This window comes from Methyloversatilis sp. MC4-4, assembly GCF_049843555.1.
GTDB classification, from domain to species: Bacteria; Pseudomonadota; Gammaproteobacteria; order Burkholderiales; family Rhodocyclaceae; genus Methyloversatilis; species Methyloversatilis discipulorum_B.
Map to the genome: position 1 here is coordinate 121,053 of NZ_JBBHZK010000005.1, position 23,890 is coordinate 144,942.

Consider the following 23,890-nt stretch of genomic DNA (forward strand, 5'->3'; position numbering starts at 1 on the left):
GTTTTTCTTTTAAATCTAAGGAGCTGTTATGGAACAAGTGTTCGGTCTCGTCGCCCTCGCCTGCGGTCTGATCATCGGTCTGGGTGCAATTGGTGCTTGTATCGGTATCGCGCTGATGGGCGGTAAGTACCTCGAAGCCTCGGCTCGCCAGCCGGAGCTGATGAACGCGCTGCAGGTCAAGATGTTCCTGCTGGCCGGCCTGATCGACGCCGCCTTCATTATCGGTACCGGTATCGCCCTCTGGTTCGCCACTTCGACCTTCCTGAAGTAAGAACGGCATCCGCCCCAACACCGATTTATTGAAGGGAAAGTTGCCGTGAATCTGAACGCAACGCTCATCATCCAGATCGTCGTGTTCCTGACCTTTGTGTGGTTCACGAAGAGCTTCGTGTGGCCGCCGATCGTCAAGGCTCTCGACGAACGCGCGAAGAAGATCGCTGACGGGCTGGCGGCTGCGGACAAGGCAAAGGCAGATCTGGCCAACGCGGAGAAGAAGTCGATCGAGGAACTGCGCGCAGCGCGTGAGTCCGCGGCCGAGCTCCGTTCGGGTGCAGAGAAGCAGGCGGCCAAGCTGGTCGAGGATGCGCGCGCGGAAGCGAATCGCATCATCGCGGCGGCCCGCGAAGCAGCGACCACCGAAGCTGCGGCTGCAGCGCAGAAGGCGAAGGATGCCCTGCGCGACCAGGTCGCCACGCTGGCGGTCGCGGGTGCGGAACGCATCCTGCGTCGCGAGATCAACGCCCAAGTCCACGCCGATCTGCTCACCAACCTGAAGCAGGAACTGAGCTGACACCATGGCAGAGAACGTCACCATCGCGCGACCCTACGCCGAAGCCGCGTTCCAGCTGGCCAAGGAAGGCAACTCGCTGGCAGCCTGGGCTGACGCCCTCGGCATGATGGCCGCTGCTGCCGCCGAGCCGCAGGTCAAGAAGCTGCTGGCCGATCCGACCCGCACCTCGACCGACCGTGGTTTCCTCTTCCTCACCGCAGTGCCCGGCGAACTTGCCGACGCGCATCGCAGCTTCGCACGCGTGCTGGCGCAGAACGGCCGTCTGGCCCTGCTGCCGGAAATCGCGCAGCTCTTCACCGAGCTGAAGAACGATCACGAACGCAGCGCTGTCGCCTACATCAGTTCCGCCTTCCCGATGGACGACGCCACCGTGTCGCGCCTGCTGGCCGACCTCGAGCCGCGTTTCGGCCGTCGCCTGGAAGCCCGGGTCACGCTCGATCCCGAACTGATCGGCGGTGTGAAGGTTGCGGTCGGTGACGAAGTGATCGATGCCTCGGTCCGCGGCAAGCTCGCCGCCATGGCCACTGCGCTACAGAACTAGGAGTTTTTTGATGAACCTCAATCCGTCTGAAATCAGCGACCTGATCAAGAGCCGGATCCAGAACCTGCATCTGTCGTCGCAGGCGCGCACCGAGGGCACCGTGGTTTCGGTGACCGACGGCATCGTGCGCGTGCACGGCCTGGACGACGTCCAGCAGGGCGAAATGCTGGAATTCGAAGGCAACACGTTCGGTCTGGCGCTGAACCTCGAGCGCGACTCAGTCGGCGCCGTGGTGCTGGGTGATTACGAACACCTCTCCGAAGGCCAGACCGTCAAGTGCACGGGCCGCATTCTCGAAGTGCCGGTCGGCCCCGAGCTGATCGGTCGCGTCGTGAACTCGCTCGGCCAGCCGATCGACGGCAAGGGCCCGATCAACGCCAAGCTGACCGACAAGGTTGAAAAGGTCGCTCCGGGCGTGATCGCACGTCAGTCGGTTTCGCAGCCGGTGCAGACCGGCCTGAAGTCGATCGACTCGATGGTGCCGGTCGGCCGTGGCCAGCGCGAGCTGATCATCGGCGACCGCCAGACCGGCAAGACCGCGGTCGCTGTCGACGCCATCATCAACCAGAAGGGTCAGAACATGACCTGCATCTACGTTGCGGTGGGCCAGAAGGCCTCGACCATCGCCAACGTGGTGCGCAAGCTGGAAGAGTACGGCGCGATGGCCTACACCATCGTCGTCGCCGCCACCGCCTCCGACTCGGCCGCCATGCAGTTCCTGGCACCGTACGCCGGTTGCACGATGGGCGAATACTTCCGTGACCGCGGTGAAGACGCGCTGATCGTCTATGACGATCTGTCCAAGCAAGCCGTGGCCTACCGCCAGATTTCGCTGCTGCTGCGCCGTCCGCCGGGCCGCGAAGCCTACCCGGGCGACGTGTTCTACCTGCACAGCCGTCTGCTCGAGCGTGCCGCTCGCGTGAATCCCGACTACGTCGAGAAGTTCACCAACGGTGAAGTCAAGGGCAAGACCGGTTCGCTGACCGCGCTCCCGATCATCGAAACGCAGGCTGGCGACGTGTCCGCCTTCGTTCCGACCAACGTGATCTCGATTACCGACGGCCAGATCTTCCTGGAAACCGACCTGTTCAACGCAGGCATCCGCCCGGCTATCAACGCCGGTGTGTCGGTGTCCCGCGTCGGTGGTGCGGCCCAGACCAAGATCATCAAGAAGCTGGGCGGCGGTGTCCGTCTGGCGCTGGCCCAGTACCGTGAGCTGGCTGCGTTCGCGCAGTTCGCCTCCGACCTGGACGAAGCGACCCGCAAGCAGCTCGAGCGTGGCCGCCGCGTGACCGAACTGATGAAGCAGCCGCAGTACTCGCCGCTGTCGGTCGCCCAGATGGGTGTTTCGCTGTACGCCGCCAACAACGGCTACTTCGACGATGTCGAAGTGTCCCGCGTGCTCGCTTTTGAATCGGCCCTGCACCAGTTCCTGCAGCAGAAGTATTCCGATCTGATGAACAAGATCGAGTCCTCCAAGGACCTCGACGGTGAATCGGAAAAGACGCTCGCTGCCGCGGTGGCCGAGTTCAAGAAGAGCTGGGCGTAAGCGCGCGGACAGGAGATAACCATGGCCAGCGGAAAAGAGATCCGTTCCAAGATCAAGAGCGTGCAAAACACGAAGAAGATCACCAAGGCGATGGAGATGGTGGCTGCATCCAAGATGCGCAAGGCGCAGGACAGGATGCGGGCCGCCCGGCCCTACGCCGACACGATCCGCCGTCTTGCTGCCAACCTGTCTGCCGCCACGATCAGCGACTACAAGCACCCGTTCCTCGCGACCGTCGGTCAGATCAAGCGCGTCGGCATCATCGTCGTCACCACGGACAAGGGTCTGTGCGGCGGCATGAACACCAACGTGCTGCGTCTGGCGCTGAACACGATGAAGGAGTGGGAAGGCAAAGGCGCCACCGAAATCCGCGTTGCCGCCATCGGCAACAAGGGTCTGGGCTTCATGCAGCGCATGGGCGCCAAGGTGGTGTCGCAGGTGACGCAGCTGGGCGATACGCCGCATCTGGAGAAGCTGATCGGGCCCGTCAAGGTCATGATCGACGCCTTCCAGGCCGGTGAGCTCGACGCGGTCTATCTGTCCTTCACCCGCTTCATCAACACGATGAAGCAGGAGCCGGTGCTCGAGCAACTGCTGCCGCTCACGGGCGATCGTCTGGGCACGCCGGAAGGCACCTGGGATTACCTGTACGAGCCGGACCCGCAGGTGGTGATCGACGAGCTGCTCGTTCGTTACGTTGAAGCGCTGGTGTATCAGTCGGTCGCCGAAAACATGGCGTCCGAACAGAGCGCACGTATGGTGGCGATGAAGGCCGCGTCCGACAACGCAGGCAATGTCATCGGCGAACTGCAGCTGGTCTACAACAAGACCCGCCAGGCGGCGATTACCAAGGAACTGTCCGAGATCGTCGGCGGCGCCGCGGCAGTCTGATCGCGCAAACGAATTTTTGTATTGGGGATAGACGATGAATACCGGAAACATCGTTCAATGTATCGGCGCCGTGGTGGATATCCAGTTCCCGCGCGATTCGATACCGCACGTGTTTGAAGCACTGCAGCTCGACGAAGCCGAAGGTACGCACACGGCTGAAGCGGGTCTGACGTTCGAAGTCCAGCAGCAGCTGGGCGACGGCGTCGTGCGCACGATTGCGCTGGGTTCCAGCGACGGTCTGCGCCGCGGCATGAAGGTGAAGGGTACCGGCGCCGCGATCAGCGTGCCGGTCGGCACCGCCACGCTGGGTCGCATCATGGACGTGCTTGGCCGTCCGATCGACGAAGCGGGCGACATCGCCACCGAAGAACGTCGTGCCATTCACCAGAAGGCACCGAAGTTCGACGAACTGAGCCCGTCGGTTGACCTGCTGCCCACCGGCATCAAGGTGATCGACCTGATCTGCCCGTTCGCCAAGGGCGGCAAGATCGGTCTGTTCGGCGGTGCCGGTGTGGGCAAGACCGTGAACATGATGGAACTCATCAACAACATCGCGAAGAGCTACGGTGGTTACTCCGTGTTCGCCGGTGTGGGTGAGCGCACCCGTGAGGGCAACGACTTCTACCACGAGATGGAAGAGTCGAAGGTTCTCGACAAGGTGGCGATGGTGTTCGGCCAGATGAACGAGCCGCCGGGCAACCGTCTGCGCGTGGCGCTGACCGGCCTGACCATGGCCGAGAAGTTCCGCGACGAAGGCCGCGACATCCTGTTTTTCGTGGACAACATCTACCGCTACACGCTGGCCGGTACCGAAGTGTCCGCACTGCTGGGCCGCATGCCGTCCGCCGTGGGCTATCAGCCGACGCTGGCCGACGAAATGGGTCGCCTGCAGGAGCGCATTACCTCGACCAAGGTCGGCTCGATCACGTCGATCCAGGCCGTGTATGTGCCTGCGGATGACTTGACCGACCCGTCGCCCGCCACGACCTTCCAGCACTTGGATGCAACCGTCGTGCTGTCGCGTGACATCGCTTCGCTGGGTATCTACCCGGCGGTCGATCCGCTCGACTCGACCTCGCGTCAGCTGGATCCGCTGATCGTCGGCGAAGAGCACTACGCGGTCGCCCGCAAGGTGCAATCGACGCTGCAGCGCTACAAGGAACTGCGCGACATCATCGCGATTCTGGGCATGGACGAACTGTCGCCGGAAGACAAACTGGCCGTGGCTCGCGCCCGCAAGATCCAGCGTTTCCTGTCGCAGCCGTTCAACGTGGCTGAAGTCTTCACCGGCTCGCCGGGCAAGATCGTTCCGCTGGCGGACACGATCAAGGGCTTCAACATGATCGTCAATGGCGAATGTGACCACCTGCCGGAACAGGCCTTCTACATGGTCGGCGGCATCGAGGAAGCGTTCGAAAAGGCGAAGACGCTGCAGTGACGCGGCAAGCGTGAGCCGTGACGGACTTCGGTCCGGCGCGGCTTGCGGGCAGCATTCACGGAGTAATCATGGCTATGACCGTACATGTCGACGTTGTCAGCGCGGAAGAGAAAATCTTCTCCGGGCTCGCAGAATTCGTCGCGCTGCCGGGCGAGAGCGGCGAGCTGGGCATCCTGCCCGGCCACACTCCGCTGATCACCCGCATCCGTCCGGGCGAAGTCCGCATCAAGGTGCCGAATCAGGCTGCCGACGAGCTGATCTTCGTGGCCGGCGGCCTGCTGGAAGTGCAACCGGGTCTGGTGACCGTGCTGGCGGATACCGCCATCCGTGGTACCGACCTGGATGAAGCGAAGGCGAACGAAGCCAAGCGTCTGGCCGAAGAAGCACTGGCCAACCGTCAGGCCGGTGTCGACTACGCTGCGGCGCAGGCGGAACTGGCTTCGGCCATCGCCCAGCTGGCGGCAATCCAGAAGCTGCGCAAGCGTCACTGAGCGCGGTTTCGAGCAGGTCCGGAAAGGCACGCCTCGGCGTGCCTTTTTGTTTTTGACGCGCCCGGCGCAGAATCCGCCCATGCACCCGGAATCCTGCGACCTGCTCATCGTCGGCGCCGGCATCAACGGCGCCGGCATTGCACGCGACGCCGCACTGCGCGGTCTGGACGTCATTGTCTGTGAGCGCGGCGACATCGCCGGCGCGACCTCGTCAGCCTCCACCAAGCTCATTCACGGCGGGCTGCGCTACCTCGAACAGGGCGCCTTCGGCCTGGTCAGGGAATCCCTGCAGGAGCGCGAGACGCTGGCGCGCATTGCGGCCCACCTTGTGCGTCCGCAGCGCTTCGTCGTGCCGCACACGGGCGAACGGCCGGCCTGGATGCTGGCCGCCGGACTGCTGCTGTATGACCTGCTGGCCGGGCGCAGCACACTGCCGCGATCGCGACGCCTGCGTGCCGACTTTCCCTCGTTGCAGCACATGCAGCCGCCAGTGAGCGCAGCACACGCCTATTACGACCTGTGGGTGGACGACGCGCGGCTGACGCTATGCACCTTGCTCGACGCGCAGGCGCACGGCGCACGCGTGCTGCCGCAGAGCGCACTGAGCACGGTGACGGCCGAAGGCGCGCACTGGCGCTGCACGGTGGGACAGACGACGGTGCTCGCGCGCTGCGTCGTCAATGTCGCCGGGCCGTGGATGAACGCGGTCGAGGCGCTGCGCGGTGTTGCGGCGGCACCGGTGCGGCTGGTGCAGGGCACGCACATCGTCGTACCGCGCCTGCACGCTGGCGACGACGCCTGGCTGCTGCAACAGCCGGACCGCCGCGTCGTGTTTGTCATCCCGTTCGCCGGCGACTTCCATCTGGTGGGCACCACCGAAACCGATCTGCCGTCACCCGAGGCGCTGGGCGCCACGGAGGCGGAGCGGCGCTACCTGATCGACGCCCTGAGTCGAGCCTTCGGACGCACGTCGGCAGCGCCCGACATCCACTGGGAATTCAGCGGCATGCGACCGCTGATCGACGCTGGCGGCAGCGCACGCACGGCCAGCCGCGAATACCGGATGACGATGGAAGGCGAGCGCGGCGGCCGTGGCTGGATGTCGATACAGGGCGGCAAGCTCACCACGCATCGAAGCCTCGCCGAACGGGCGGTCGATCGACTGGCCGCGTTCCTCGGATCGAACGCACGCTGTGTGACCGCCGACCGTCTGCTGCCGGGCGCGGAAGCCGCAGGCCTGACACCGCGTTCGGAGCTCGTGCGCACGCTGGCGCAGCGTTACCCCGCACTGTCGCCAGCGTGGATCGCCGCGCTGGTCGCGCGCCACGGCGGCACGACGTCGCCGCTGCTCGAACAAGTGGCGCGCGCAGGCGGACCCGGACGCGACTTCGGGGGCGGGCTGTTCGAGGCGGAAGCGCGCTGGTGCGCACAGTACGAGTGGGCTTACAACGCCGACGACGTGCTGTGGCGGCGGACGAAATGCGGGGTCGGGATGAGTGCTGCGCAGCGCGACACCTTCGCGCGCTGGTGGGTGGATCAGCGTATCGGCTGAGCTTTTCGTTCGAGCAATTCGAGGCGCTTCTGCAGGCGAGCCAGATCGTCGCGCAGCGTATCGACCTCGTCGGCAAAGGCGGCTGCGGCGGCCGGACGCACCAGCAAGCGCGCCTCATCCGCCGCGTATTCGCTGGCCGATGCGGCGAGCCGCGCGCCGAGGTCGCGCCCGCCGGCCCATGCCGCTCGCGCGCCACCTACTACACGTTCGGCGGCCGCGTCGCCGATCAGCCGGCTCAGGTCTTCCGCCGCGTCCCAGCGCAGGCCGCGCAGCACCTGGCCGAGGGTCTCGGCCAGTGCCGCGTCGCCTTCGATGCGCGCATCGCGCAGCACCGCGTCGCCCTCGTGCACCAGCCGCAGCGCAGCATCCGCCGGCAGCCGTAGCGTGACCGCCAAGGGCTCATCGGAGGCCGCAGCCAGCCGGCCGTCTTCGCCGACCCGGAAGGCGACGCCGAGCGCGCCCAGTTCCAGCCTTGCCTGCGCGCCCGCATGCCGGGCCAGCCGGGCGTGCGCGCCCGGCGCCTGATCGAGCAGGTGGTTCAGTACCGGGAGCGCGGCCGTCGCGAGCATGATTACTGCAGTTGCTGGATACCGGCGATCACCCAGCCGCGGTTGCCGGATACCGGCTTGGCCAGATGCCAGACCTCGTCGAACGGTGCCGGTGCGGCGGTGACCTCTTCGCGCAGCAGGCCGCTGAAACGGACGCTGGCGATGTACTGGTCGTTCTCGGTGACCAGATCGAGCAGCGCAGCATCGAGCTGCACGATGTCGATGTGCTGGGTTTCGCCACCGCGCTCCTGCAGCTGCATGCGGATTTCGGCGAACACCTCGGGCGAGGTGAACTGACGGATGTCCTCGACGTCACCCTTGTCGTTCGCCGCCTGCAGGCGCACGAAATTCAGCTTGGCCTGACGCAGGAAGCCTTCGACGTCGAAATCCGCCGGAATGTTGCCTGCACTGGCTGCGGCTGCCGGCGCCGAGGCGGCGACCGGGGCCACCGCTTCGAAGCGCTGCGGGGCGGTGCCCGGGCCGGCGGTCGCGCCGGCGTACTGCATGCCCTGCTGCTGCGGTGCGTTGCGGCGTGCGGCAAACATGCGCCAGACGAAGAGGGCGACCATGACCAGCAGCGCAATCATCATGAAGGACGCCATTTCCTCGCCGAAACCGAGGTGGGACGCCAGTGCGGCCAGACCGATGCCGGCGGCCAGACCGGCCAGCGGGCCCATCCACGAGCGCTTGGCCGGTTGTGCGGCGCCAGGCGCTGCAGGCTGCGCCTGGCGCTGAGCGGTGGTGGCGTTCTGCGTCGGCGAGGTGGGCGTGGCGTCGCGCTGCATCGTGGTCGAATCACGCTGCGAACCGAAGGACTTGCCGCCACCCATGCGTTTGGCGGCTTCGGCGTCATGCATGGCGCCGCCGAGGCCGACGACGGCCACGCACAGCGCGCACAGGAAATTCTTCATCGATATGTCTCCATCAAAGGTGGGGCGAAAACGCGAGAGCGAAACTTAGCACACGAATTGACCGCAAAATGCGCGGATCGTTCGCCTCTCCACCCGGATTTCAGAGCTTGAAGCCGCGATGCAGCGCCACCACGCCCGCGCTCATGTTGAAGTACTCGACGCGGCCCAGGCCGACCTCGCGCATCATGCCGGCCAGCGTTTCCTGGTCCGGGTGCATGCGGATCGATTCGGCGAGGTAGCGGTAGCTCGCCTCGTCATTGGCGACGCGCTTGCCCAGCCAGGGCAGCACCTTGAACGAATACAGGTCGTAGGCCTTTTCGAGCGGCTTGGCGACGCGCGAGAACTCGAGCACCAGCGCGCGGCCGCCCGGTTTCAGCACGCGGCGGAACTCGGCCAGCGCGCGGTCCTTGTGCGTCATGTTGCGCAGGCCGAAGGCGACCGTGACGCAGTCGAAATGGTTGTCCGGGAAGGGCAGCTTCTCGGCGTCGCACAGCAGGCTGGGCAGTACGAAGCCGGCGTCGCGCAGGCGGTCGCGGCCTTCCCGCAGCATGTCCGGATTGATGTCGGTGTGCCACACCTCGCCGCTGGCGCCGGCGCGCTTCGCGTGTGCGAGCGTCAGATCGCCGGTGCCGGCGGCGACGTCGAGTACGCGCTGGCCCGGGCGTACGCCGGCCATTTCGATCGCGAAGGCTTTCCAGGCGCGGTGCAGGCCGGCCGACATCAGGTCGTTCATGATGTCGTAACGGCGCGCGACCGACGAGAACACGCTCGCCACACGGCGGGCCTTGGCCGCTTCGGGTACGCGCTCGAAGCCGAAATCGGTGGAGTCGTCGCTCATCGCAGGCTCAATGGTGGTGACCGCAACCGCCGCTGCCGCAGCCGCCCTTGGCGGCCGGCGGCGGCACCAGGGCCGGATCGCGGCTGGCGCCGGCGGCGTCCAGGCGGGCGAGGTAGTCGGCCCACAGCGCTTCCTGGTTCTCGCCCAGCAGATAGAGGTAGTCCCACGAGTAGATGCCGCTGTCGTGGCCGTCGGAAAACACCGGCTTGATCGCGTAGGCGCCGACCGGTTCGACGCGCGTGATGTCGACGTCGCGCTTGCCGATCTGCAGCGTTTCCTGTCCCGGCCCGTGGCCGCGCACTTCGGCCGACGGCGAGCACACGCGCAGGAACTCGAAACTGAAGCTGAAGCTGCGGCCGTTGTCGAAACTGACGTCCATCATCTTCGACTTCTGCTGCACCTTGATTTCGGTGGGGATGGGGGTGTCCTTGTCCAGTCCTGCCATGATGTTCCGTGTCCGCTGCAAAGAGTCGGGAATGATACCCCGCGCCCGTCGTGATGGCCCTGCGGACCGACCGGAGGCGCTGTCACTAAACCGTCACCATACTGAAATAGACTGCGTCGCGTTCCCGTCATCCCACGCTCGCATACCGTCATGGCCCGCATACTCGTCGTCGAGGACGAACCGTCCATCCAGGAACTGATCAGCGTCACGCTCACCCGCACCGGCCACGATCCGCTGCGCGCGCCGGACGCCGAAACCGCGCTGCGCCTGCTGCAGGCCGAACTGCCCGATCTGGTGCTGCTCGACTGGATGCTGCCCGGCCAGAGTGGTATCGATCTGGCGCGCCGGCTGCGCGCCGACGAGCGCACGCGTGGCGTGCCCATCATCATGCTGACGGCACGCGGCGACGAACAGTCCAAGGTGACCGGTCTGGAAACCGGCGCCGACGACTACGTCACCAAGCCCTTCTCGCCGCGCGAACTGGCGGCCCGCATCAAGGCCGTGCTGCGCAGGCAGAAGCCGCAGGCGACCGAAGACCCGGTCGAGATCGACGGTCTGCGTCTCGATCCGGCCACGCATCGCGTCACGGCCCGCGGCCAGGCCGTGGTGCTCGGCCCGACCGAGTTCCGCCTGCTGCACTTCTTCATGACCCACGCCGAGCGCGTGCATTCGCGTGCGCAGCTGCTCGACAGCGTGTGGGGCGACCACGTGTTCGTCGAGGAGCGCACGGTGGATGTGCACATCCGCCGCCTGCGCGGCGCACTGGAAGCGAGCGGACACGACGCGCTGATCCAGACCGTGCGCGGCAGCGGCTATCGCCTGTCCTGCCAGAAGGAGTGAGCCGTTTTGCGCGTGAGCGCCCATAATCCGGCGCCGTGATCACCCGCTGCGTACTCCATGCGTGAATTCTGGTTCCGCGCCGCCCTGCGCGTCGCGCTCATCCTCGTCTGCGTGCTGATCGGCCTGGCGGCCGACGCACTGGCACCGGCGCTGGCGCTGGCCTGTGCGTTGCTGCTCGCCGGCAGCCTGCGCGACCAGTACGAGATCGGCCGCTTCGACCGCTGGCTCAACTCGACCAGCGACGCCGAACTGCCGGACGGTGCCGGCCAGTGGGAATTCCTGTTTGCCAAGCTGGCGCGGCGCGAGCGCAACGCCCGCCAGCAGCGGGAGGACCTGCGCAGCCGGCTGGAGCGCATGCGCGAAGCCAGCCGCGCGATGCCCGACGGCACGCTCATCATGTCGCGCGACGAACTGATCGAGTGGCTGAATCCGATGGCCGAGGAACACCTGGGGCTGGACGGCCGGCGCGACATCGCGATGCCCATCCTGAACCTGGTGCGCCAGCCCGAGTTCGCCGAGTACCTGCAGTCCGGCGACTATGGCGAGCCGCTGTCCATGCCCTCGCCGCGTCAGCCCGGCCGCACGCTGCAGCTGCGGGTGGTGGCGTTCGGCGACGACCAGAAGCTGCTGCTGACGCGCGACATCACCCAGCTCGAAAAGCTCGAAACGATGCGGCGCGACTTCGTTGCCAACGTGTCGCACGAAATGAAGACGCCGCTGACGGTGATTCACGGCTTCCTCGAAACGCTGGAGGACGCGCTGCCCGAACTGCCGCAGGAGCAGGCGCTGTCCTTCATCCGCATGGCGCAGCAGCAGTCGGTGCGCCTGCAGCGCCTGGTCGACGACCTGCTGACGCTGTCGGCGCTGGAGACCGACACGCCGACACCCGAAGAGCCGGTGGACATGCGCAACCTGCTGGACATCGTGCTGGTCGAGACGCGGGCGCTGTCGTCCGGCCGGCACACGGTGACGCTGGACGTCGACGCGGCGCCCGGTGCGCTGCTCGGCTGCGCACGCGACCTGCGCAGCGCGCTCGGCAACCTCGCCAGCAACGCGGTGCGCTACACGCCGGACGGCGGCAGCGTGAAGCTCGCCTGGCGCGTGGTCGATGGTTGCGGGGAGTATTCGGTGACCGACAACGGCATCGGCATCGACGCCCAGCACATTCCGCGACTGACCGAACGCTTCTACCGCGTCGACCGCGGCCGCTCGCGCGAGACCGGGGGTACCGGCCTCGGCCTGGCCATCGTCAAACACGTGCTGGAACGGCATCAGGCGACGCTGCAGATCGACAGCCAGCCCGGTCAGGGCAGCCGCTTCACGGTCCGCTTTCCCGCTCGCCGCACGCTGCCCGCACTCTGAGCGGCGCTGCTCAGACGCCGTTTGCGGGGGCGTCCTCGCTGAAGGCGGCGCGTTCGTAATTGACGCCGAACGCGAGCAGGCGGGTCAGCTGCACGGCACGCAGCGTGCCATTCAGGAAGATTTCGAGCTTGCGATCGGCCTGGAACCAGCCGCGCGGCAGCACCAGCGAGGCCTCTTCGCCCATCACCTGCACGGCCGGCAGCAGAAAGGCCCGAACGAAGCGCTCGGCCGGCATGCCTTCGTCGGCCAGCGGACGCACCGACAGCGCACGCGGCGTGCCCGGCAGCACGTGCAGGCCGGTCAGCAGATGGCCGTCGTGCTCGTACATGAGCCAGGACACGCGCGCCAGACGCCAGTGTTCCGAGTCCGGGCCGAACACCGCCAGCATCTGCGAGTACTCGATCGCCGCGGTCTCGCGCGGGGCGCGCAGGCGATAGCCCATCACGCTGTGGTCCAGCACCGCCCAGTGCTGGGTCGGGTACTGCGCGCGGGCGCTGGCCTGACGCACGGCCAGGCCGGCGCCGTCGGTCGCGCGTTCGCCGAAGGTGGCGATGTCGACAAAATCGCTGTGGCTGTAGATGCGCGCCGGCGGCGGCTGCACGAACTCTTCGCCGGCGATCAGGTAATGCATCGCCTCCTGGCTGATCGCGATGTCTATCTCGCCGTCGCCACTGCGTCGCTGGAAGCGGCGCGGGTTGGCCGCATGGCACCAGGGCTTGTACAGCTGCAGCAGCAGGCGTCCGGCCGACAGCGGATGACAGTCGGCGCCCAGTCCCAGCGTTTCCGGTGACAGGCCCTGTTTCAGGCCGGCCACCACGCGCTCGATCTCGCTGGCCAGCCGCGCCGAACCAAGCCGGCGCAGATTCGGCGTGCGGGCAAACACTTCGAGCGGCTTGGCGCCGCTGTCGAGGTTCAGGTCGATGGCATAGGTCCGGGCGTCGGTACCGCCGAAGACCGGCATGATCTCGGTCAGGCCGGCGTACTGGTCGGCCCAGCGGCACACCCACTCGAATTCGCGCGGGCTGCGGCCGTAGGGGTTGGCCAGGTCGACCAGCAGCACGCTGCAGTAGGACTCAGCCGCGCTCTGCGGGTAGCCGCCTTCCTTCAGACTGTCGGCCACCGGCTGGGTGGCAAAGCCCCATTCCTCGGCCGTGCTGTAGTAGCCGTGCAGTTCCAGCCAGAGGCCGCGCGGCAGCGTGCGCCGGGCGCGGAAATACTCGATTACCGCGCGGCTGGCGTACAGCACGCAGCGCTGGCACACCAGCGCCAGCTGGGCGTCGGTGAGCGGGTGCAGGTCGGCCTTCTCGGCGGCCTGCGCGTATGCCTGCGCCATCGCCATCCACAGTGCGACCACCTGACGCAGCACGCCGTCCTCGGTGCTGCCCGGCGCGACCGGCCGGCTGCTGTAGCGCTTGCCCAGGCTCTCCTGCAGGAAGTGCAGCGGCGCGCGCATCGCCTCCAGCACGTCGAGGTAGTCGGCGCTGCGCGGCGGCGTCTGCCGCAGCCCGTAGAGCATGCGCGTCAGCGTGTCGCGCACGCGCGGCACGTTGGTCAGCGGCAGCTCGGCGATCAGCGCGCGGCACTGCTGCGCGTCGCGGTAGTTCAGCATGCCCGGCGTCGGTGCAGGCGCGTTCATGCTGACGGCTCGATGCGGGCGAGGTCGAAGTCGGCCCCGCGTTCGATGGATTCGACCAGCCGCACGCGCCGCTTGCCGTCGTCTGCGGTGAGCAGGATGTCGCGCGACTTGCGGTACCAGCCGCTGGGCAGCGCGACGCATTCCGGCTGACCGATGCGCGGCACTTCCGGCATCAGCACGCCGCGCGCCTCGTGTTCACCGCTGCCGTCAGGCGCTCGCGCGAGATCGACCAGACGCGGCGCGCCGGCCAGCATGCTGATGCCCATCTGCAACTCGCCTTCGACCGCCATGATCCAGCACACGTGGGCGAGCATGAAGTGCGGGCTGTTGTCGGGCCGCACCGCCAGCAACATGCCGTTGCCAATGCGCGCGCCGTCGCCGCTGGCGCGGCGGCCAAGGCGCAGGCCGGTTGGGCTGTCGTCGAGGATGCGCCAGTCTTCGACCAGATAGCCGGCCGCCACCGTTTCCGGTCGGTTGCCCGGATCGTTGTCGCCGCCGCCGAGAAACTGCTGCACCGCGCCCATGCCGATCACCACCGACGCGTTCTGCTGCAGCGGCCGGCGCGCTTCGGCGCGGGTCAGGCCGCCGCGGCAGCAGTGCGCGTGCAGATGGCGCAGCAGGCGGTCGGCCTGGGCCGGACTCAGTTCGTCGCCCAGGCGCAGTGCCAGCGGTGTTTCGCCCTGCGCCAGCAGCGCCATGCGCTTGCGCACGCTGTGCGAGAACTCGTCCAGCACCAGCCAGCGCAGCCGGCTGTCCGGCTGCGGGGTGCGGGCGACCGGTTCGTCGGTAGTCAGGTCCAGCATCAGGGGAGGCAAGGCGCTGTGCGGCACCGGCGTGTCGAACAGCGCCACCTTGCCGGCCCATTTGCCCAGCCAGCGATGCAGCACGCGCAGCTGGCGGTGGGTCAGACCGAAAGGGCTGGAGGTGTGCAGCAGCACGCACAGCACGTAGGCGGCACGCACGCTGGTCGGCCGTTCGTCATGGATGGCGTCGTCGCGGATCTTGCGCTCCGCCGCGCCGAGCCGGGCGGCCGCGTCGTAGCAGGCATGCACGCGGCGCCAGTAGCCGGGCGCAGGCAGATGCGCGGTGCGCAGCGTGTCGAGCTGCATCAGCGCCAGCGCGCTCAACGCCCGATGCGCGATCAGGCCCGCCTGACCGACCACTGGGCCATCTCCGTCGAGCGCCGCGGACAGGCAATGCAGATAGGCGGTGACCAGCGTGTCCCACATGCCCTGATTGGCGTCGAAGGCCGCTCGTTCGCCAGCGGACAGTGGCAGCGGACGGCCGACGAAGCGGTTGGCGGTGGCGGCCTGCACGTCGAGCACCGTGTCGCGCAGCTCTTCGGCGATGCGCAGCCGCTCGCCGGCGCCGATGTTGTAGCGATTCAGCAGGTTGAGCTGGCCGAGCAGACGGGCCTGGGTGGCGAGCGGCTGGGTGCTGTCCATGCCCTGCACCCAGTCGCGCGCAGCCCGCGCGTCGGAGAACTCCGGCAGGTGCGTGCTGTGGCTGATGGCGGGCAGAGCGAAGGCGTGCATGAAATCGGGGGGCGATGTAAGCCAATGTAACCAATTCTATGTGTACGCCGCAGTTTGCGCGCGGGAGGCCGGCACGGCGGACATTCTTTTTGACAGCAAATTTCCGCCGCTCCTGTCTCCGATGTGTTCAGCCGTCCGTATATCGATCCGGACACGCGATTTCCGGGTGTCGAACCTCTGCAAGGAAGGAGAATCACGATGATCAGAAATGCCCTCTGCGCTGCACTGCTGGGTGCGATCTGCGGCTCAGTTCACGCTCAGTCCGTCGTCGGCACGGCAGGACTGCTGACCGACGCTGCCGGCCGCGTGCTGTACACCTTCGACAAGGACAGCACCGGGAAGAGCGCCTGCTACGACCAGTGTGCCGCGCTGTGGCCGCCCTTCGTCGCGGCAGCCGATGCGCGAGCGACCGGCGAGCACACGCTGGTCACGCGCAGCGACGGCAGCCGGCAGTGGGCGGTCCGCGGCAAGCCGCTCTATTACTACGTGGGCGACAGCGAAGCCGGACAGACCACCGGCGACGGGCGCGGCGGCGTCTGGCATGTCGTGCGCGATGGCGGCAAGGCGCCGGCCGAGGCCGGCAGCTACCGGCCGCGGGACTACTGATGGGCTGCGACCCGTCGATGAGCATGGCATCATGCGGCGATGCTCGATCCGGTCCAGCTTGAGAGGCTGCTGGCGCGCGTTGCACTGCGCGACCGGCAGGCCTTCCGTCAGCTCTACGATGCCTGCGCGCCGCAGCTGCTCGGGGTCGCGCTGCGTCTGCTGCGCCGGCGCGACCTGGCTGAAGACGTGCTGCAGGATGCCTTCACCAGCGTGTGGCACCGCGCCGACAGCTATCGGGCGGACGCGAGCCAGCCCATGACATGGCTCACCTCGGTCGTGCGCAACCGCGCGCTCGACGTACTGCGGTCGGAATCGCTGCGGCGGGCCGAGTCGCTGGACGACTACGACGGGCAGGGCGGCGTCGCCGCGCTTGGTGACGACCGGCCCAGTCCGCTCGGCCTGCTCGAACAGGCGGCCGACGCGCTGCATCTTCGCCGCTGCATCGACGACATCGACGGGCCGCAGCGCCAGTGTCTGGCGCTGGCCTACTACCACGGCCTGTCGCACTCGGAAATGGCGGAACACCTCGGCTCGCCGATCGGCAGCGTCAAGGTGTGGCTGCGCCGGGGCCTGGACAAGCTGCGCCGCTGCATGGAGCGGCTGGCATGAAGTACGACCACCCGGAACTGCTCGACCGCCTCGCGGCCGCCTATGTGTTCGGCACGCTGGGCCGGCTGCCGCGGCGCCGCTTCGAGCGGCTGGTGCGGTCGAACGAGGCGGCGGCGCGCGCGCTGCGCACCTGGGAAATGCATGGCGCCGCACTGGCGGCTGCCGTGCCGCCGGTGCAGCCCTCGCCTGCGGTGTGGGCGGAGGTCGAGCGGCGCACCGGCGCTGCACCGCGCCCCCGGCCGACGGCACAGCGGCGCTGGCGCGACTGGCTGCGCCCGGCGCTCGGCTTCGCATTCGGCCTGCTGGTGGCCGTCGGCGTGGTGCGCGAGCAGCCGCAGTGGGTGCTGCCGTCCGACCTGCCCGAGCACGCGGTGCTGCCGGCCAGCTATGTCGGCCTGATGCTGGACGCCGCGGGCAAGCCTGCCGCGCTCGCGTCGTCGCGCCGGCATGGGGTGGAACTGAGCGTGAAGCTGCTGCAGCCGCTGGTGGTGCCGGAGGGCGCCGAGGCGGTGCTGTGGGCACTGCCGAAGGACGGCGCGCCCTTCCGGCTTGGTGTGCTGCGCACCGACGCCAAACAGGTGATCACGATGGCCGGTACCTCGGAAGCGCTGCTGGCGGCGGTGGGCGAACTGGCGGTGTCGATCGAACCGGTCGGCGCGGCCGCGGCGCAGCCCTCGGGCGGCTTCGTGCTGCGCGGCCATTGCGTGAAGCTGTGGTGATCCGATGAGGTCTCGGGCGGCAACGGTGACATCCGTCACGCTGCCGGAAAGTCCGATGTCACCCGACTGTCTCCGCTGAAGCCCGGGCTCCGTAGATGACGAATGAAAGCAGACGCTTTCATCCTTCATTCATCCTACGGAGTCCGTCATGAACACTTCCATCCGCACCGCACTGATCGCCGCATTGACCGTCCTGCCCGCTGCACACGCCAGTGCAGCCAGCGTCGATCTGGGCACGCTGGTCGCCGGCCAGTCCTTCAGCTTCGAACAGCAGCTCGGCAACTTCGCCGACAGCTTCAGCTTCACCGTCGGTGAGCCGGTCGATTTCACGCTCGATTTCTCCAACTTTGGTCTGGGGTCGCGCGCCTCGCTGTCGGTGTTCCTGAACGGCAACGAAATCGTCGGCACCTTCGGCCGCAATCTCACCTTCGCGTGGGGACCTTTCACCGGCGGCGGCAGCACTTTTCCGTTTGCCACGGGCACCGAATTCCTGGTGACCGTCGATGGCGTGGATAACACGCTGGCCGACGCCAGCTACCGGCTGGGCATCACCGCCGCCGTGCCGGAGCCGGCCAGCGCGGCCATGCTGCTGGCCGGTCTGGCGGCCGTCGGCGCAGTGGCGCGCCGGCGCATGCAGGTTCGCTGAGTCAGTCGGCCTGCCGGCGCACGCACCAGCGCAGCTGGGCCGTGCCGCCGGCATCGCCGGTCAGTACCGCGTTCTGGCCGAAGGCGGCGCCGATGCGCAGCGCCTCCTCGGCGGTCAGGCCGGCGCACAGCAGGGAGGGTTCGGTCCAGCCGGCTTCGGTCGTGCGGTTCTCGGCGTCGAGCAGCGGCAGGCCGCGCTGCGTCAGCAATGCGCGCAGTGCCGTGTGGGCGGCGCGGTTGGTGTCGTCGTCGCAGCGTGCCGACCACGGATTGGCGGCCGCCAGCAGTGCCCACTGTGTTGCGTTCTGCGTCGCCAGCCAGCGATCCAGCGCCGGTGACGGTGCACCGACGTGCAGTGTCGTTTCGCCGTCGGGCAGGGCCACGGCGTAGTCGGTGCCTTCATAGGCGCCGGTCAGCGCGTCGCTGACGGCAACGGTCGGCAGGCCGAGACGGGCCAGCAGCGTGGCGCGCCACAGCGCCGCCGGTACGCGAGGGCGCCGCGCGCCGTCGCGCTGCTTCGCGCTCCACACCGAACCCGGGAAGTGGGCGTCGTCCTGCCAGCGCGCGACGACATGCCAGTGCAGGTGCGGCACCATATTGCCGAGGCTGCCGAGGTTGATCTTTTCCGGCTGCGCAATTTCGCGCACGCAGCGCTCGACCTGCCACACCACGTGCATCAGGTGATCGCGGTCGGCGTCGGCAAGGTCGGTCATCTCGCGCACGTGCCCGTTCCAGATCACGCGCAGAAAGGCTGGATGGTCGGCGTCACGCGCGTCGATCACGCGCAGCCGGTCGTCGCGCCACAGCCAGTGATGGCCGGGCGTGTCGTCGCAGATGGGACAGGTGTTCGGCGTATTGCTCACAGACAGGCTCAGTCGTCGATGCCTTGGCTGGCGAGGTAGTCCTCGTAGCCGCCGCGGTAGTCGACGATCTGGCCGTCGCCACGGACTTCGAGCACCCGGGTGGCCAGCGTGGACACGAACTCGCGGTCGTGCGACACGAAGAACAGCGTGCCGTCGAAGGCGTCGAGGCCGGCGTTCAGCGACTCGATCGACTCCATGTCCATGTGGTTGGTCGGTTCGTCGAGCAGCAGCACGTTGTTCCGCTGCAGCATGAGCCGGCCGAACATCATGCGACCCTGCTCGCCGCCGGACAGCACGCGCACCGCCTTCTTCACGTCGTCGCCACCGAACAGCAGACGGCCGAGCGTGCCGCGGATCAGCGTGATCGCGTCGTCGCCCTCGTAGCCGCCCTCGCGCACATAGCCGCTGATCCAGTCGGTCAGGTTCGCGTCGCTGTCGAAATCGGCTGAATGGTCCTGCGCGAAATAGCCGAGGCGGGCCTTTTCCGCCCACTTGATCGAGCCGTGCTGCGGCGTCAGTTCACCGACCAGCAGCTTCAGGAAGGTGGTCTTGCCGACGCCGTTCTCGCCGATGATGGCGACCCGGTCGCCACCGTCGAAAGTGGCAGTGAAGCCTTTCAGGATCTGCGGGCCGCCGTCGTAGCCAAACACCACGTTGTCCAGTTCGACCGCCTGCCGGTGCAGCTTCTCCTTCGGGTCGTAGTCGAAGCGTATCCACGGGTACTGACGCGAGCTGGGCTTGAATTCCTCGATCTTGATCTTGTCGATCATCTTCAGACGCGAGGTGGCCTGCTTGGACTTGGACTTGTTGGCCGAGAAGCGGCGCACGAAGCTCTGCAGTTCGGCCACCCGTTCCTTCGCCTTTGCGTTGGCCGCCGACGCGCGTTCGCGCGCCTGTGTCGACGCTTCGATGTAGTCGTCCCAGGTGCCCGGGTAGAGGCGGATGGTCGCGTAGTCCAGGTCGGCCATATGGGTGCACACCTGGTTCAGGAAGTGGCGGTCGTGGCTGATGATGACCATCGTGCTGTTGCGCTCGTTCAGCGTGTGCTCGAGCCAGCGGATGGTGTTGATGTCCAGGTTGTTGGTCGGTTCGTCGAGCAGCAGGATGTCCGGGTTGGCGAACAGCGCCTGGCACAGCAGCACGCGCAGCTTCCAGCCTGGCGCGACCTGGCTCATCGGGCCGTTGTGCTGTTCGGTCGGGATGCCGACGCCGAGCAGCAGCTCGCCGGCACGCGCCTCGGCGGTGTAGCCGTCGTATTCGGCGAACTGGCCTTCCAGTTCGGCGGCGCGCATGTAGTCCTCTTCGGTCGCGTCCGGGTTGGCGTAGATGGCGTCCTTTTCCTTCATGCAGGTCCACATTTCGGCGTGGCCCATCATGACCACGTCGAGTACGCGCTGGTCCTCGAACGCGAACTGGTCCTGACGCAGGAAGGCCATGCGCTCGTGCGCGTCGATGGACACGTTGCCGGCGGTCGGTTCGAGCACGCCGGCGAGGATTTTCATGAAGGTCGACTTGCCGGCACCGTTGGCGCCGATCAGACCGTAGCGGTATCCGTCGCCGAACTTGATGCTGACGTTGTCGAAAAGCGGCTTGGCGCCGAACTGCATGGTGATGTTGGAAGCGGACAGCATGGAATTCACTAGGGTGTGGCATGCGCGGATGCGCAAGAAGCCCGGATTGTACCGGAGCGGGGAGGCGACCCCGGCTGCGGGTGTAGAATCCGCGCGCCTGAACCTCATTGCGGATCGCGCCCGCTCACGCCCATGGTGCCTCACCTGACCACCGCGCTCACCGGCCCGCTGCTCGCGCTGGAGAGCCGATTTCTCGAACGCCAGACCGACATCGAACAGTGGTTCCGTTCGCAGTGGCTGGAGCACAGCCCGCCCTTCTATGCCTCGGTTGATCTGCGCAACGCCGGTTTCAAGCTGGCGCCGGTCGATACCAATCTGTTTCCGGGCGGCTTCAACAACCTGAACGCCGAGTTCCTGCCGCTGTGCGTGCAGGCGACCATGACTGCGGTCGAAAAGCTGTGCCCGGAAGCACGCAACCTGCTGCTGGTGCCGGAAAACCACACGCGCAACCTGTTCTATCTGCGCAATGTCGCCCGGCTGGCGCAGATCCTGAAGCTGGCCGGTCTGAACGTGCGCATCGGCAGCCTGATTCCCGACCTCGCCGGCCCGACGCCGCTCGACCTCGGCGACGGCCAGACGCTGACGGTCGAACCGCTGATTCGCTTGCCCGGCGGTCGACGCATTGGCGTCGCCGGTTTCGATCCCTGCGCCATCCTGCTCAACAACGATCTGTCGGCCGGCGTGCCGGAGCTGCTGCAGAACGTCAATGAGCAGACCTTCATTCCGCCGCTGCACGCCGGCTGGACGACGCGCCGCAAGTCGCAGCACTTCGACGCCTACAGCGAAGTCGCACGCAGCTTCTCGTCGGTCATGGACATCGATCCGTGGCTGATCGACCCGCTGTACGACGTGTGCGGCGACATCAATTTCCAGGAGCGTGCCGGCGAGGAATGTCTGGCCACGCGCGTCGGAGCGCTGCTGGCGCGCATCCGCGAGAAGTACGCGCAGCACGGCGTCGATCACGAGCCCTTCGTCATCGTCAAGGCCGACGCCGGCACCTACGGCATGGGCATCATGACGGTGCGCGATCCGTCCGAAGTGGTCGGCCTGAACCGCAAGCAGCGCAACAAGATGGCGGTGGTGAAGGAGGGGCTGGAAGTCAGCTCGGTGCTGATCCAGGAAGGCGTGCCCACCTTCGAAAGCGTCGATGGCGGCGCAGCCGAACCGGTGGTCTACATGATGGATCGTTACGTCGTCGGCGGCTTCTACCGCGTGCATGGCGAGCGTGGCATCGACGAGAACCTGAACGCGCCGGGCATGCACTTCAAGCCGCTGGCCTTCGAATCCTGCTGCTCGATGCCCGACCCCGGCTGCGCGCCGGACGCGCCGCCCAACCGCTTCTACGCCTATGGCGTCGTCGCTCGTCTTGCGCTGGTCGCGGCCAGTCTGGAACTGGAGCGGGGTCTGCCGATGACGCCGGCGGAAGAGGCGCTCGAAGCCGAACTGCGGGGTTGAGACCGACATGAACCTGCGCCTCGCCTTCATCGTCGATCCGCTCGACAAGCTCAAGCCGGCCAAGGATTCGAGCATCGCGATGATGCGCGAGGCGGCGCGCCGCGGTCACGAGATCTGGACCATCCAGCGGCAGACGATGAGCCTGCACGGCGACGAGGTCATGGTCGGCGCAGTCCGCATCCAGCCTCAACGCGGCGACGCGCCCTGGTATGTGCCCCACGGGACCGAACCGCGCGCGCTGCGCGAGTTCGACGCCGTGCTGATGCGGCAGGACCCGCCCTTCGATTTCGAGTACATCACCGCGACCTGGATGCTGGAGCGCGCGGCAGCGGCCGGCGTGCGCGTGTTCAACCATCCGCGCGCGATCCGCGATCACTCGGAGAAGGTGTCGATCTGCGAATTCCCTGAGCTGATCACGCCGACGCTGGTCAGCCGCGACGTCGCGGCCATCAATGCCTTCATCGACACGCACGCCGACTGCATCCTGAAGCCGCTCGACGGCATGGGCGGTTCGCGCATCTTCCGCGTGCGCGCCGATGACGCCAACCGCAACGTCATCATCGAGACGCTGACCGAGGACGGCGCGCGCACGCTGATGGCGCAGCGCTTCATCCCGGAGATCGCGCAGGGCGACAAGCGCGTGCTGCTGATCGACGGCGAGCCGGTGCCCTACTGTCTGGCGCGCATCCCGAAGGCTGGCGAAACGCGTGGCAACCTGGCCGCTGGCGGTCGCGGCGTCGCCCAGCCGCTGTCCGAATCCGATCTGGCGATCGCGCGCAAGCTCGGCCCCGTCCTCGCGGCGCGCGGGCTGCTGCTGGTCGGGCTGGACGTGATCGGCGACCGGCTGACCGAAATCAACGTCACCAGCCCCACCTGCTTTGTCGAAATCACCGAACAGACGGGTTTCGACGTGGCCGCCATGTTCGTCGATGCACTCGAACGTGCGACGACGCGCTGAGCGTTTCGCCGCCGCACTGCTCCTGTTTGCGCTGCTCGCCGGCTGCGGCACGAAGGAGCCGGTCGAGCGCCAGGAGTCCTTCGTTTTCGGCACCCGCGTCGAAGTGGTCGTGTACGGCCTCGACCGCACGCAGGCGCGCGACGCGCTGGGCGAGGTGCTGCGTGAGTTCGACCGCCTGCACCGCACACTGCACGCCTGGCAGCCGTCCGAGCTGACGCGACTGAACGCCGCCTTCGCGGCCGGGCAGACGGCCGACGTCGATGCCGAGACCGCCGCGTTGCTGGTCGCGGTGCAGGCCGCCGCGGCGCGCGGCGAGGATCTATTCAATCCGGCGGCCGGTGCACTGGTCGAGGCCTGGGGCTTCCACGCCGACGAGTTCGTGCCGCGGCGGCCCGAAGCCACCCGGCGCGACGCGCTGGTCGCGGCGAAGCCGCGCATGGCCGATCTCGTGATCACCTCCCGGCCGGACGGCGGCGCCACGGTGTCAAGTCGCAACCCGGCGGTGCAGCTCGACCTCGGCGGCTACGGCAAGGGCTATGCGCTGGACCGCGCCGCCGCCATCCTGCGCGCGCGCGGCGTCTGCTGCGCGCTGGTCAACATCGGCGGCAACGTGATGGCGCTGGGCAGCAAGGCCGGCACGCCGTGGCGCATCGGCGTCCAGCATCCGCGCAAGCCGGAGGCGCTGGCCACGGTCGAACTGCACGACGGCGAGGCGATCGGCACCTCGGGCGATTACCAGCGCTATTTCGAACTGGATGGCGAGCGCCTGTGCCACCTGATCGACCCGCGCAGCGGCGAGCCGGTGCGTCACACGCAGTCGCTGACCGTGCTGATGCCGGCTGGTCCGGACGCCGGCGCCCGCTCCGACGCGGACAGCAAGCCGCTGTTCATCGTCGGTCGCGACGGCTGGCGCGCGCTGGCTGAACGCATGGGCGTGACGATGGCGCTGCGGGTGGACGCCGACGGCTCGGTGGACATGACGCCAGCGATGGCGCAGCGCGCGGCGGCTCCGGCGCGCTGAGATCGCCGGGCCGGTG

General features: G+C 67.5%; 25 protein-coding genes. 17 read left to right on the forward strand and 8 right to left on the reverse strand.

Translation table 11 applies throughout. The annotated features are described in order from the left end of the window. Window positions 1–28: 28 nt before the first annotated feature. The 8 genes from atpE to glpD all read left to right on the forward strand — a co-directional run bounded on the left by atpE (window position 29) and on the right by glpD (window position 7,252). Entirely contained in the window at window positions 29–271 is a 243-nt protein-coding gene (gene atpE / locus WDZ97_RS18560; RefSeq protein ID WP_008063733.1) for a F0F1 ATP synthase subunit C, read from the forward strand. A gap of 45 nt (window positions 272–316) precedes the next feature. After that, entirely contained in the window at window positions 317–790 is a 474-nt protein-coding gene (locus WDZ97_RS18565) for a F0F1 ATP synthase subunit B (RefSeq protein ID WP_296813549.1), read from the forward strand. A 4-nt stretch (window positions 791–794) separates the two neighbouring features. Further along, the gene (locus WDZ97_RS18570; RefSeq protein ID WP_425763744.1) at window positions 795–1,331 is read left to right on the forward strand and encodes a F0F1 ATP synthase subunit delta; all 537 of its coding nucleotides are present in this window, start codon (window positions 795–797) and stop codon (window positions 1,329–1,331) included. A 10-nt stretch (window positions 1,332–1,341) separates the two neighbouring features. Beyond that, on the forward strand, window positions 1,342–2,880 hold the full coding sequence (gene atpA / locus WDZ97_RS18575) for a F0F1 ATP synthase subunit alpha (RefSeq protein WP_296813553.1): 1,539 nt from the start codon (window positions 1,342–1,344) through the stop codon (window positions 2,878–2,880). 21 nt (window positions 2,881–2,901) lie between these two features. Continuing rightward, window positions 2,902–3,771, forward strand: coding sequence for a F0F1 ATP synthase subunit gamma (atpG, locus tag WDZ97_RS18580; RefSeq protein WP_008063739.1), 870 nt, complete (start codon window positions 2,902–2,904; stop codon window positions 3,769–3,771). A 34-nt stretch (window positions 3,772–3,805) separates the two neighbouring features. After that, a complete protein-coding gene (atpD, locus tag WDZ97_RS18585) occupies window positions 3,806–5,209 on the forward strand; it encodes a F0F1 ATP synthase subunit beta (RefSeq protein ID WP_304000652.1) in 1,404 nt (467 codons plus the stop codon). Window positions 5,210–5,277: 68 nt separating this feature from the next. Next, the gene (locus WDZ97_RS18590; RefSeq protein WP_029143885.1) at window positions 5,278–5,700 is read left to right on the forward strand and encodes a F0F1 ATP synthase subunit epsilon; all 423 of its coding nucleotides are present in this window, start codon (window positions 5,278–5,280) and stop codon (window positions 5,698–5,700) included. Between the two features lie 79 nt (window positions 5,701–5,779). Beyond that, window positions 5,780–7,252 (forward strand): glycerol-3-phosphate dehydrogenase, encoded by a 1,473-nt coding sequence (glpD, locus tag WDZ97_RS18595; RefSeq protein ID WP_425763745.1) that lies wholly within the window; start codon window positions 5,780–5,782, stop codon window positions 7,250–7,252. On the opposite strand, the gene WDZ97_RS18600 is transcribed toward glpD, so the two are convergent. The 4 genes from WDZ97_RS18600 to WDZ97_RS18615 all read right to left on the reverse strand — a co-directional run bounded on the left by WDZ97_RS18600 (window position 7,237) and on the right by WDZ97_RS18615 (window position 9,994). Continuing rightward, window positions 7,237–7,821 carry a ubiquinone biosynthesis accessory factor UbiJ gene (locus WDZ97_RS18600; RefSeq protein ID WP_425763746.1) on the reverse strand — a complete coding sequence of 195 codons (585 nt, stop codon included), beginning with the start codon at window positions 7,819–7,821 and terminating at the stop codon, window positions 7,237–7,239. The genes glpD and WDZ97_RS18600 overlap by 16 nt on opposite strands. A gap of 2 nt (window positions 7,822–7,823) precedes the next feature. Continuing rightward, complete coding sequence (locus WDZ97_RS18605) at window positions 7,824–8,711, reverse strand: Tim44 domain-containing protein (RefSeq protein ID WP_425763747.1); 888 nt, start codon at window positions 8,709–8,711, stop codon at window positions 7,824–7,826. Window positions 8,712–8,811: 100 nt separating this feature from the next. Then, window positions 8,812–9,549, reverse strand: coding sequence for a bifunctional demethylmenaquinone methyltransferase/2-methoxy-6-polyprenyl-1,4-benzoquinol methylase UbiE (ubiE, locus tag WDZ97_RS18610; RefSeq protein ID WP_425763748.1), 738 nt, complete (start codon window positions 9,547–9,549; stop codon window positions 8,812–8,814). A 7-nt stretch (window positions 9,550–9,556) separates the two neighbouring features. Then, window positions 9,557–9,994: a DUF971 domain-containing protein gene (locus WDZ97_RS18615; protein WP_304000660.1), complete on the reverse strand. Its 438-nt coding sequence runs from the start codon at window positions 9,992–9,994 to the stop codon at window positions 9,557–9,559. Window positions 9,995–10,144: 150 nt separating this feature from the next. Here WDZ97_RS18615 and phoB point away from each other — a divergent pair, with 150 nt between their 5' ends. Further along, window positions 10,145–10,834 (forward strand): phosphate regulon transcriptional regulator PhoB, encoded by a 690-nt coding sequence (gene phoB, locus WDZ97_RS18620; RefSeq protein ID WP_019916212.1) that lies wholly within the window; start codon window positions 10,145–10,147, stop codon window positions 10,832–10,834. A gap of 57 nt (window positions 10,835–10,891) precedes the next feature. Next, window positions 10,892–12,196, forward strand: coding sequence for a phosphate regulon sensor histidine kinase PhoR (gene phoR, locus WDZ97_RS18625; RefSeq protein WP_296813564.1), 1,305 nt, complete (start codon window positions 10,892–10,894; stop codon window positions 12,194–12,196). A 10-nt stretch (window positions 12,197–12,206) separates the two neighbouring features. Here the strand turns inward: phoR and WDZ97_RS18630 are convergent, their stop codons facing one another. Next, window positions 12,207–13,832 carry a hypothetical protein gene (locus WDZ97_RS18630; RefSeq protein WP_425763749.1) on the reverse strand — a complete coding sequence of 542 codons (1,626 nt, stop codon included), beginning with the start codon at window positions 13,830–13,832 and terminating at the stop codon, window positions 12,207–12,209. Next, window positions 13,829–15,367, reverse strand: a complete 1,539-nt coding sequence (locus WDZ97_RS18635; protein WP_425763750.1) for a hypothetical protein — start codon at window positions 15,365–15,367, stop codon at window positions 13,829–13,831. Before WDZ97_RS18635 ends, WDZ97_RS18630 begins: the two co-directional genes overlap by 4 nt. Before the next feature lie 198 nt (window positions 15,368–15,565). On the opposite strand from WDZ97_RS18635, the gene WDZ97_RS18640 reads away from it, so the two are divergent. The 4 genes from WDZ97_RS18640 to WDZ97_RS18655 all read left to right on the forward strand — a co-directional run bounded on the left by WDZ97_RS18640 (window position 15,566) and on the right by WDZ97_RS18655 (window position 17,947). Continuing rightward, entirely contained in the window at window positions 15,566–15,973 is a 408-nt protein-coding gene (locus WDZ97_RS18640) for a COG4315 family predicted lipoprotein (protein ID WP_304000663.1), read from the forward strand. 39 nt (window positions 15,974–16,012) lie between these two features. After that, a complete protein-coding gene (locus WDZ97_RS18645; protein ID WP_425763751.1) occupies window positions 16,013–16,582 on the forward strand; it encodes a sigma-70 family RNA polymerase sigma factor in 570 nt (189 codons plus the stop codon). Next, the gene (locus WDZ97_RS18650) at window positions 16,579–17,301 is read left to right on the forward strand and encodes an anti-sigma factor (RefSeq protein WP_425763752.1); all 723 of its coding nucleotides are present in this window, start codon (window positions 16,579–16,581) and stop codon (window positions 17,299–17,301) included. The genes WDZ97_RS18645 and WDZ97_RS18650 overlap by 4 nt, the downstream gene beginning before the upstream one ends. A 148-nt stretch (window positions 17,302–17,449) precedes the next feature. Next, complete coding sequence (locus WDZ97_RS18655) at window positions 17,450–17,947, forward strand: FxDxF family PEP-CTERM protein (RefSeq protein ID WP_425763753.1); 498 nt, start codon at window positions 17,450–17,452, stop codon at window positions 17,945–17,947. Window position 17,948: 1 nt separating this feature from the next. Here WDZ97_RS18655 and WDZ97_RS18660 read toward each other — a convergent pair whose 3' ends face one another. Beyond that, the gene (locus WDZ97_RS18660; RefSeq protein ID WP_425763754.1) at window positions 17,949–18,809 is read right to left on the reverse strand and encodes a DUF3293 domain-containing protein; all 861 of its coding nucleotides are present in this window, start codon (window positions 18,807–18,809) and stop codon (window positions 17,949–17,951) included. 8 nt (window positions 18,810–18,817) lie between these two features. Beyond that, a complete protein-coding gene (locus WDZ97_RS18665) occupies window positions 18,818–20,440 on the reverse strand; it encodes an ABC-F family ATPase (protein WP_341422927.1) in 1,623 nt (540 codons plus the stop codon). A gap of 132 nt (window positions 20,441–20,572) precedes the next feature. On the opposite strand from WDZ97_RS18665, the gene gshA reads away from it, so the two are divergent. From gshA to WDZ97_RS18680, 3 genes are read left to right on the forward strand one after another with little or no spacing between them, the layout of a single operon-like run. Beyond that, window positions 20,573–21,895, forward strand: coding sequence for a glutamate--cysteine ligase (gshA, locus tag WDZ97_RS18670; protein WP_304000674.1), 1,323 nt, complete (start codon window positions 20,573–20,575; stop codon window positions 21,893–21,895). 7 nt (window positions 21,896–21,902) lie between these two features. Next, window positions 21,903–22,853, forward strand: coding sequence for a glutathione synthase (gene gshB, locus WDZ97_RS18675; RefSeq protein ID WP_425763755.1), 951 nt, complete (start codon window positions 21,903–21,905; stop codon window positions 22,851–22,853). Beyond that, window positions 22,825–23,874, forward strand: a complete 1,050-nt coding sequence (locus WDZ97_RS18680; protein WP_425763756.1) for an FAD:protein FMN transferase — start codon at window positions 22,825–22,827, stop codon at window positions 23,872–23,874. Before gshB ends, WDZ97_RS18680 begins: the two co-directional genes overlap by 29 nt. The last annotated feature ends 16 nt before the right edge of the window (window positions 23,875–23,890 follow it).

Bases quoted from the DNA above. Each gene is read 5' to 3' on its own strand.
- atpE (WP_008063733.1), top strand. From the start codon at position 29: ATGGAACAAGTGTTCGGTCTCGTCGCCCTCGCCTGCGGTCTGATCATC.
- WDZ97_RS18570 (WP_425763744.1), top strand. From the start codon at position 795: ATGGCAGAGAACGTCACCATCGCGCGACCCTACGCCGAAGCCGCGTTC.
- atpA (WP_296813553.1), top strand. From the start codon at position 1,342: ATGAACCTCAATCCGTCTGAAATCAGCGACCTGATCAAGAGCCGGATC.
- atpG (WP_008063739.1), top strand. From the start codon at position 2,902: ATGGCCAGCGGAAAAGAGATCCGTTCCAAGATCAAGAGCGTGCAAAAC.
- atpD (WP_304000652.1), top strand. From the start codon at position 3,806: ATGAATACCGGAAACATCGTTCAATGTATCGGCGCCGTGGTGGATATC.
- WDZ97_RS18590 (WP_029143885.1), top strand. From the start codon at position 5,278: ATGGCTATGACCGTACATGTCGACGTTGTCAGCGCGGAAGAGAAAATC.
- glpD (WP_425763745.1), top strand. From the start codon at position 5,780: ATGCACCCGGAATCCTGCGACCTGCTCATCGTCGGCGCCGGCATCAAC.
- WDZ97_RS18600 (WP_425763746.1), bottom strand. From the start codon at position 7,821: ATGCTCGCGACGGCCGCGCTCCCGGTACTGAACCACCTGCTCGATCAG.
- WDZ97_RS18605 (WP_425763747.1), bottom strand. From the start codon at position 8,711: ATGAAGAATTTCCTGTGCGCGCTGTGCGTGGCCGTCGTCGGCCTCGGC.
- ubiE (WP_425763748.1), bottom strand. From the start codon at position 9,549: ATGAGCGACGACTCCACCGATTTCGGCTTCGAGCGCGTACCCGAAGCG.
- WDZ97_RS18615 (WP_304000660.1), bottom strand. From the start codon at position 9,994: ATGGCAGGACTGGACAAGGACACCCCCATCCCCACCGAAATCAAGGTG.
- phoB (WP_019916212.1), top strand. From the start codon at position 10,145: ATGGCCCGCATACTCGTCGTCGAGGACGAACCGTCCATCCAGGAACTG.
- phoR (WP_296813564.1), top strand. From the start codon at position 10,892: ATGCGTGAATTCTGGTTCCGCGCCGCCCTGCGCGTCGCGCTCATCCTC.
- WDZ97_RS18630 (WP_425763749.1), bottom strand. From the start codon at position 13,832: ATGAACGCGCCTGCACCGACGCCGGGCATGCTGAACTACCGCGACGCG.
- WDZ97_RS18635 (WP_425763750.1), bottom strand. From the start codon at position 15,367: ATGCACGCCTTCGCTCTGCCCGCCATCAGCCACAGCACGCACCTGCCG.
- WDZ97_RS18640 (WP_304000663.1), top strand. From the start codon at position 15,566: ATGATCAGAAATGCCCTCTGCGCTGCACTGCTGGGTGCGATCTGCGGC.
- WDZ97_RS18645 (WP_425763751.1), top strand. From the start codon at position 16,013: ATGCTCGATCCGGTCCAGCTTGAGAGGCTGCTGGCGCGCGTTGCACTG.
- WDZ97_RS18650 (WP_425763752.1), top strand. From the start codon at position 16,579: ATGAAGTACGACCACCCGGAACTGCTCGACCGCCTCGCGGCCGCCTAT.
- WDZ97_RS18655 (WP_425763753.1), top strand. From the start codon at position 17,450: ATGAACACTTCCATCCGCACCGCACTGATCGCCGCATTGACCGTCCTG.
- WDZ97_RS18665 (WP_341422927.1), bottom strand. From the start codon at position 20,440: ATGCTGTCCGCTTCCAACATCACCATGCAGTTCGGCGCCAAGCCGCTT.
- gshA (WP_304000674.1), top strand. From the start codon at position 20,573: ATGGTGCCTCACCTGACCACCGCGCTCACCGGCCCGCTGCTCGCGCTG.
- gshB (WP_425763755.1), top strand. From the start codon at position 21,903: ATGAACCTGCGCCTCGCCTTCATCGTCGATCCGCTCGACAAGCTCAAG.
- WDZ97_RS18680 (WP_425763756.1), top strand. From the start codon at position 22,825: ATGCACTCGAACGTGCGACGACGCGCTGAGCGTTTCGCCGCCGCACTG.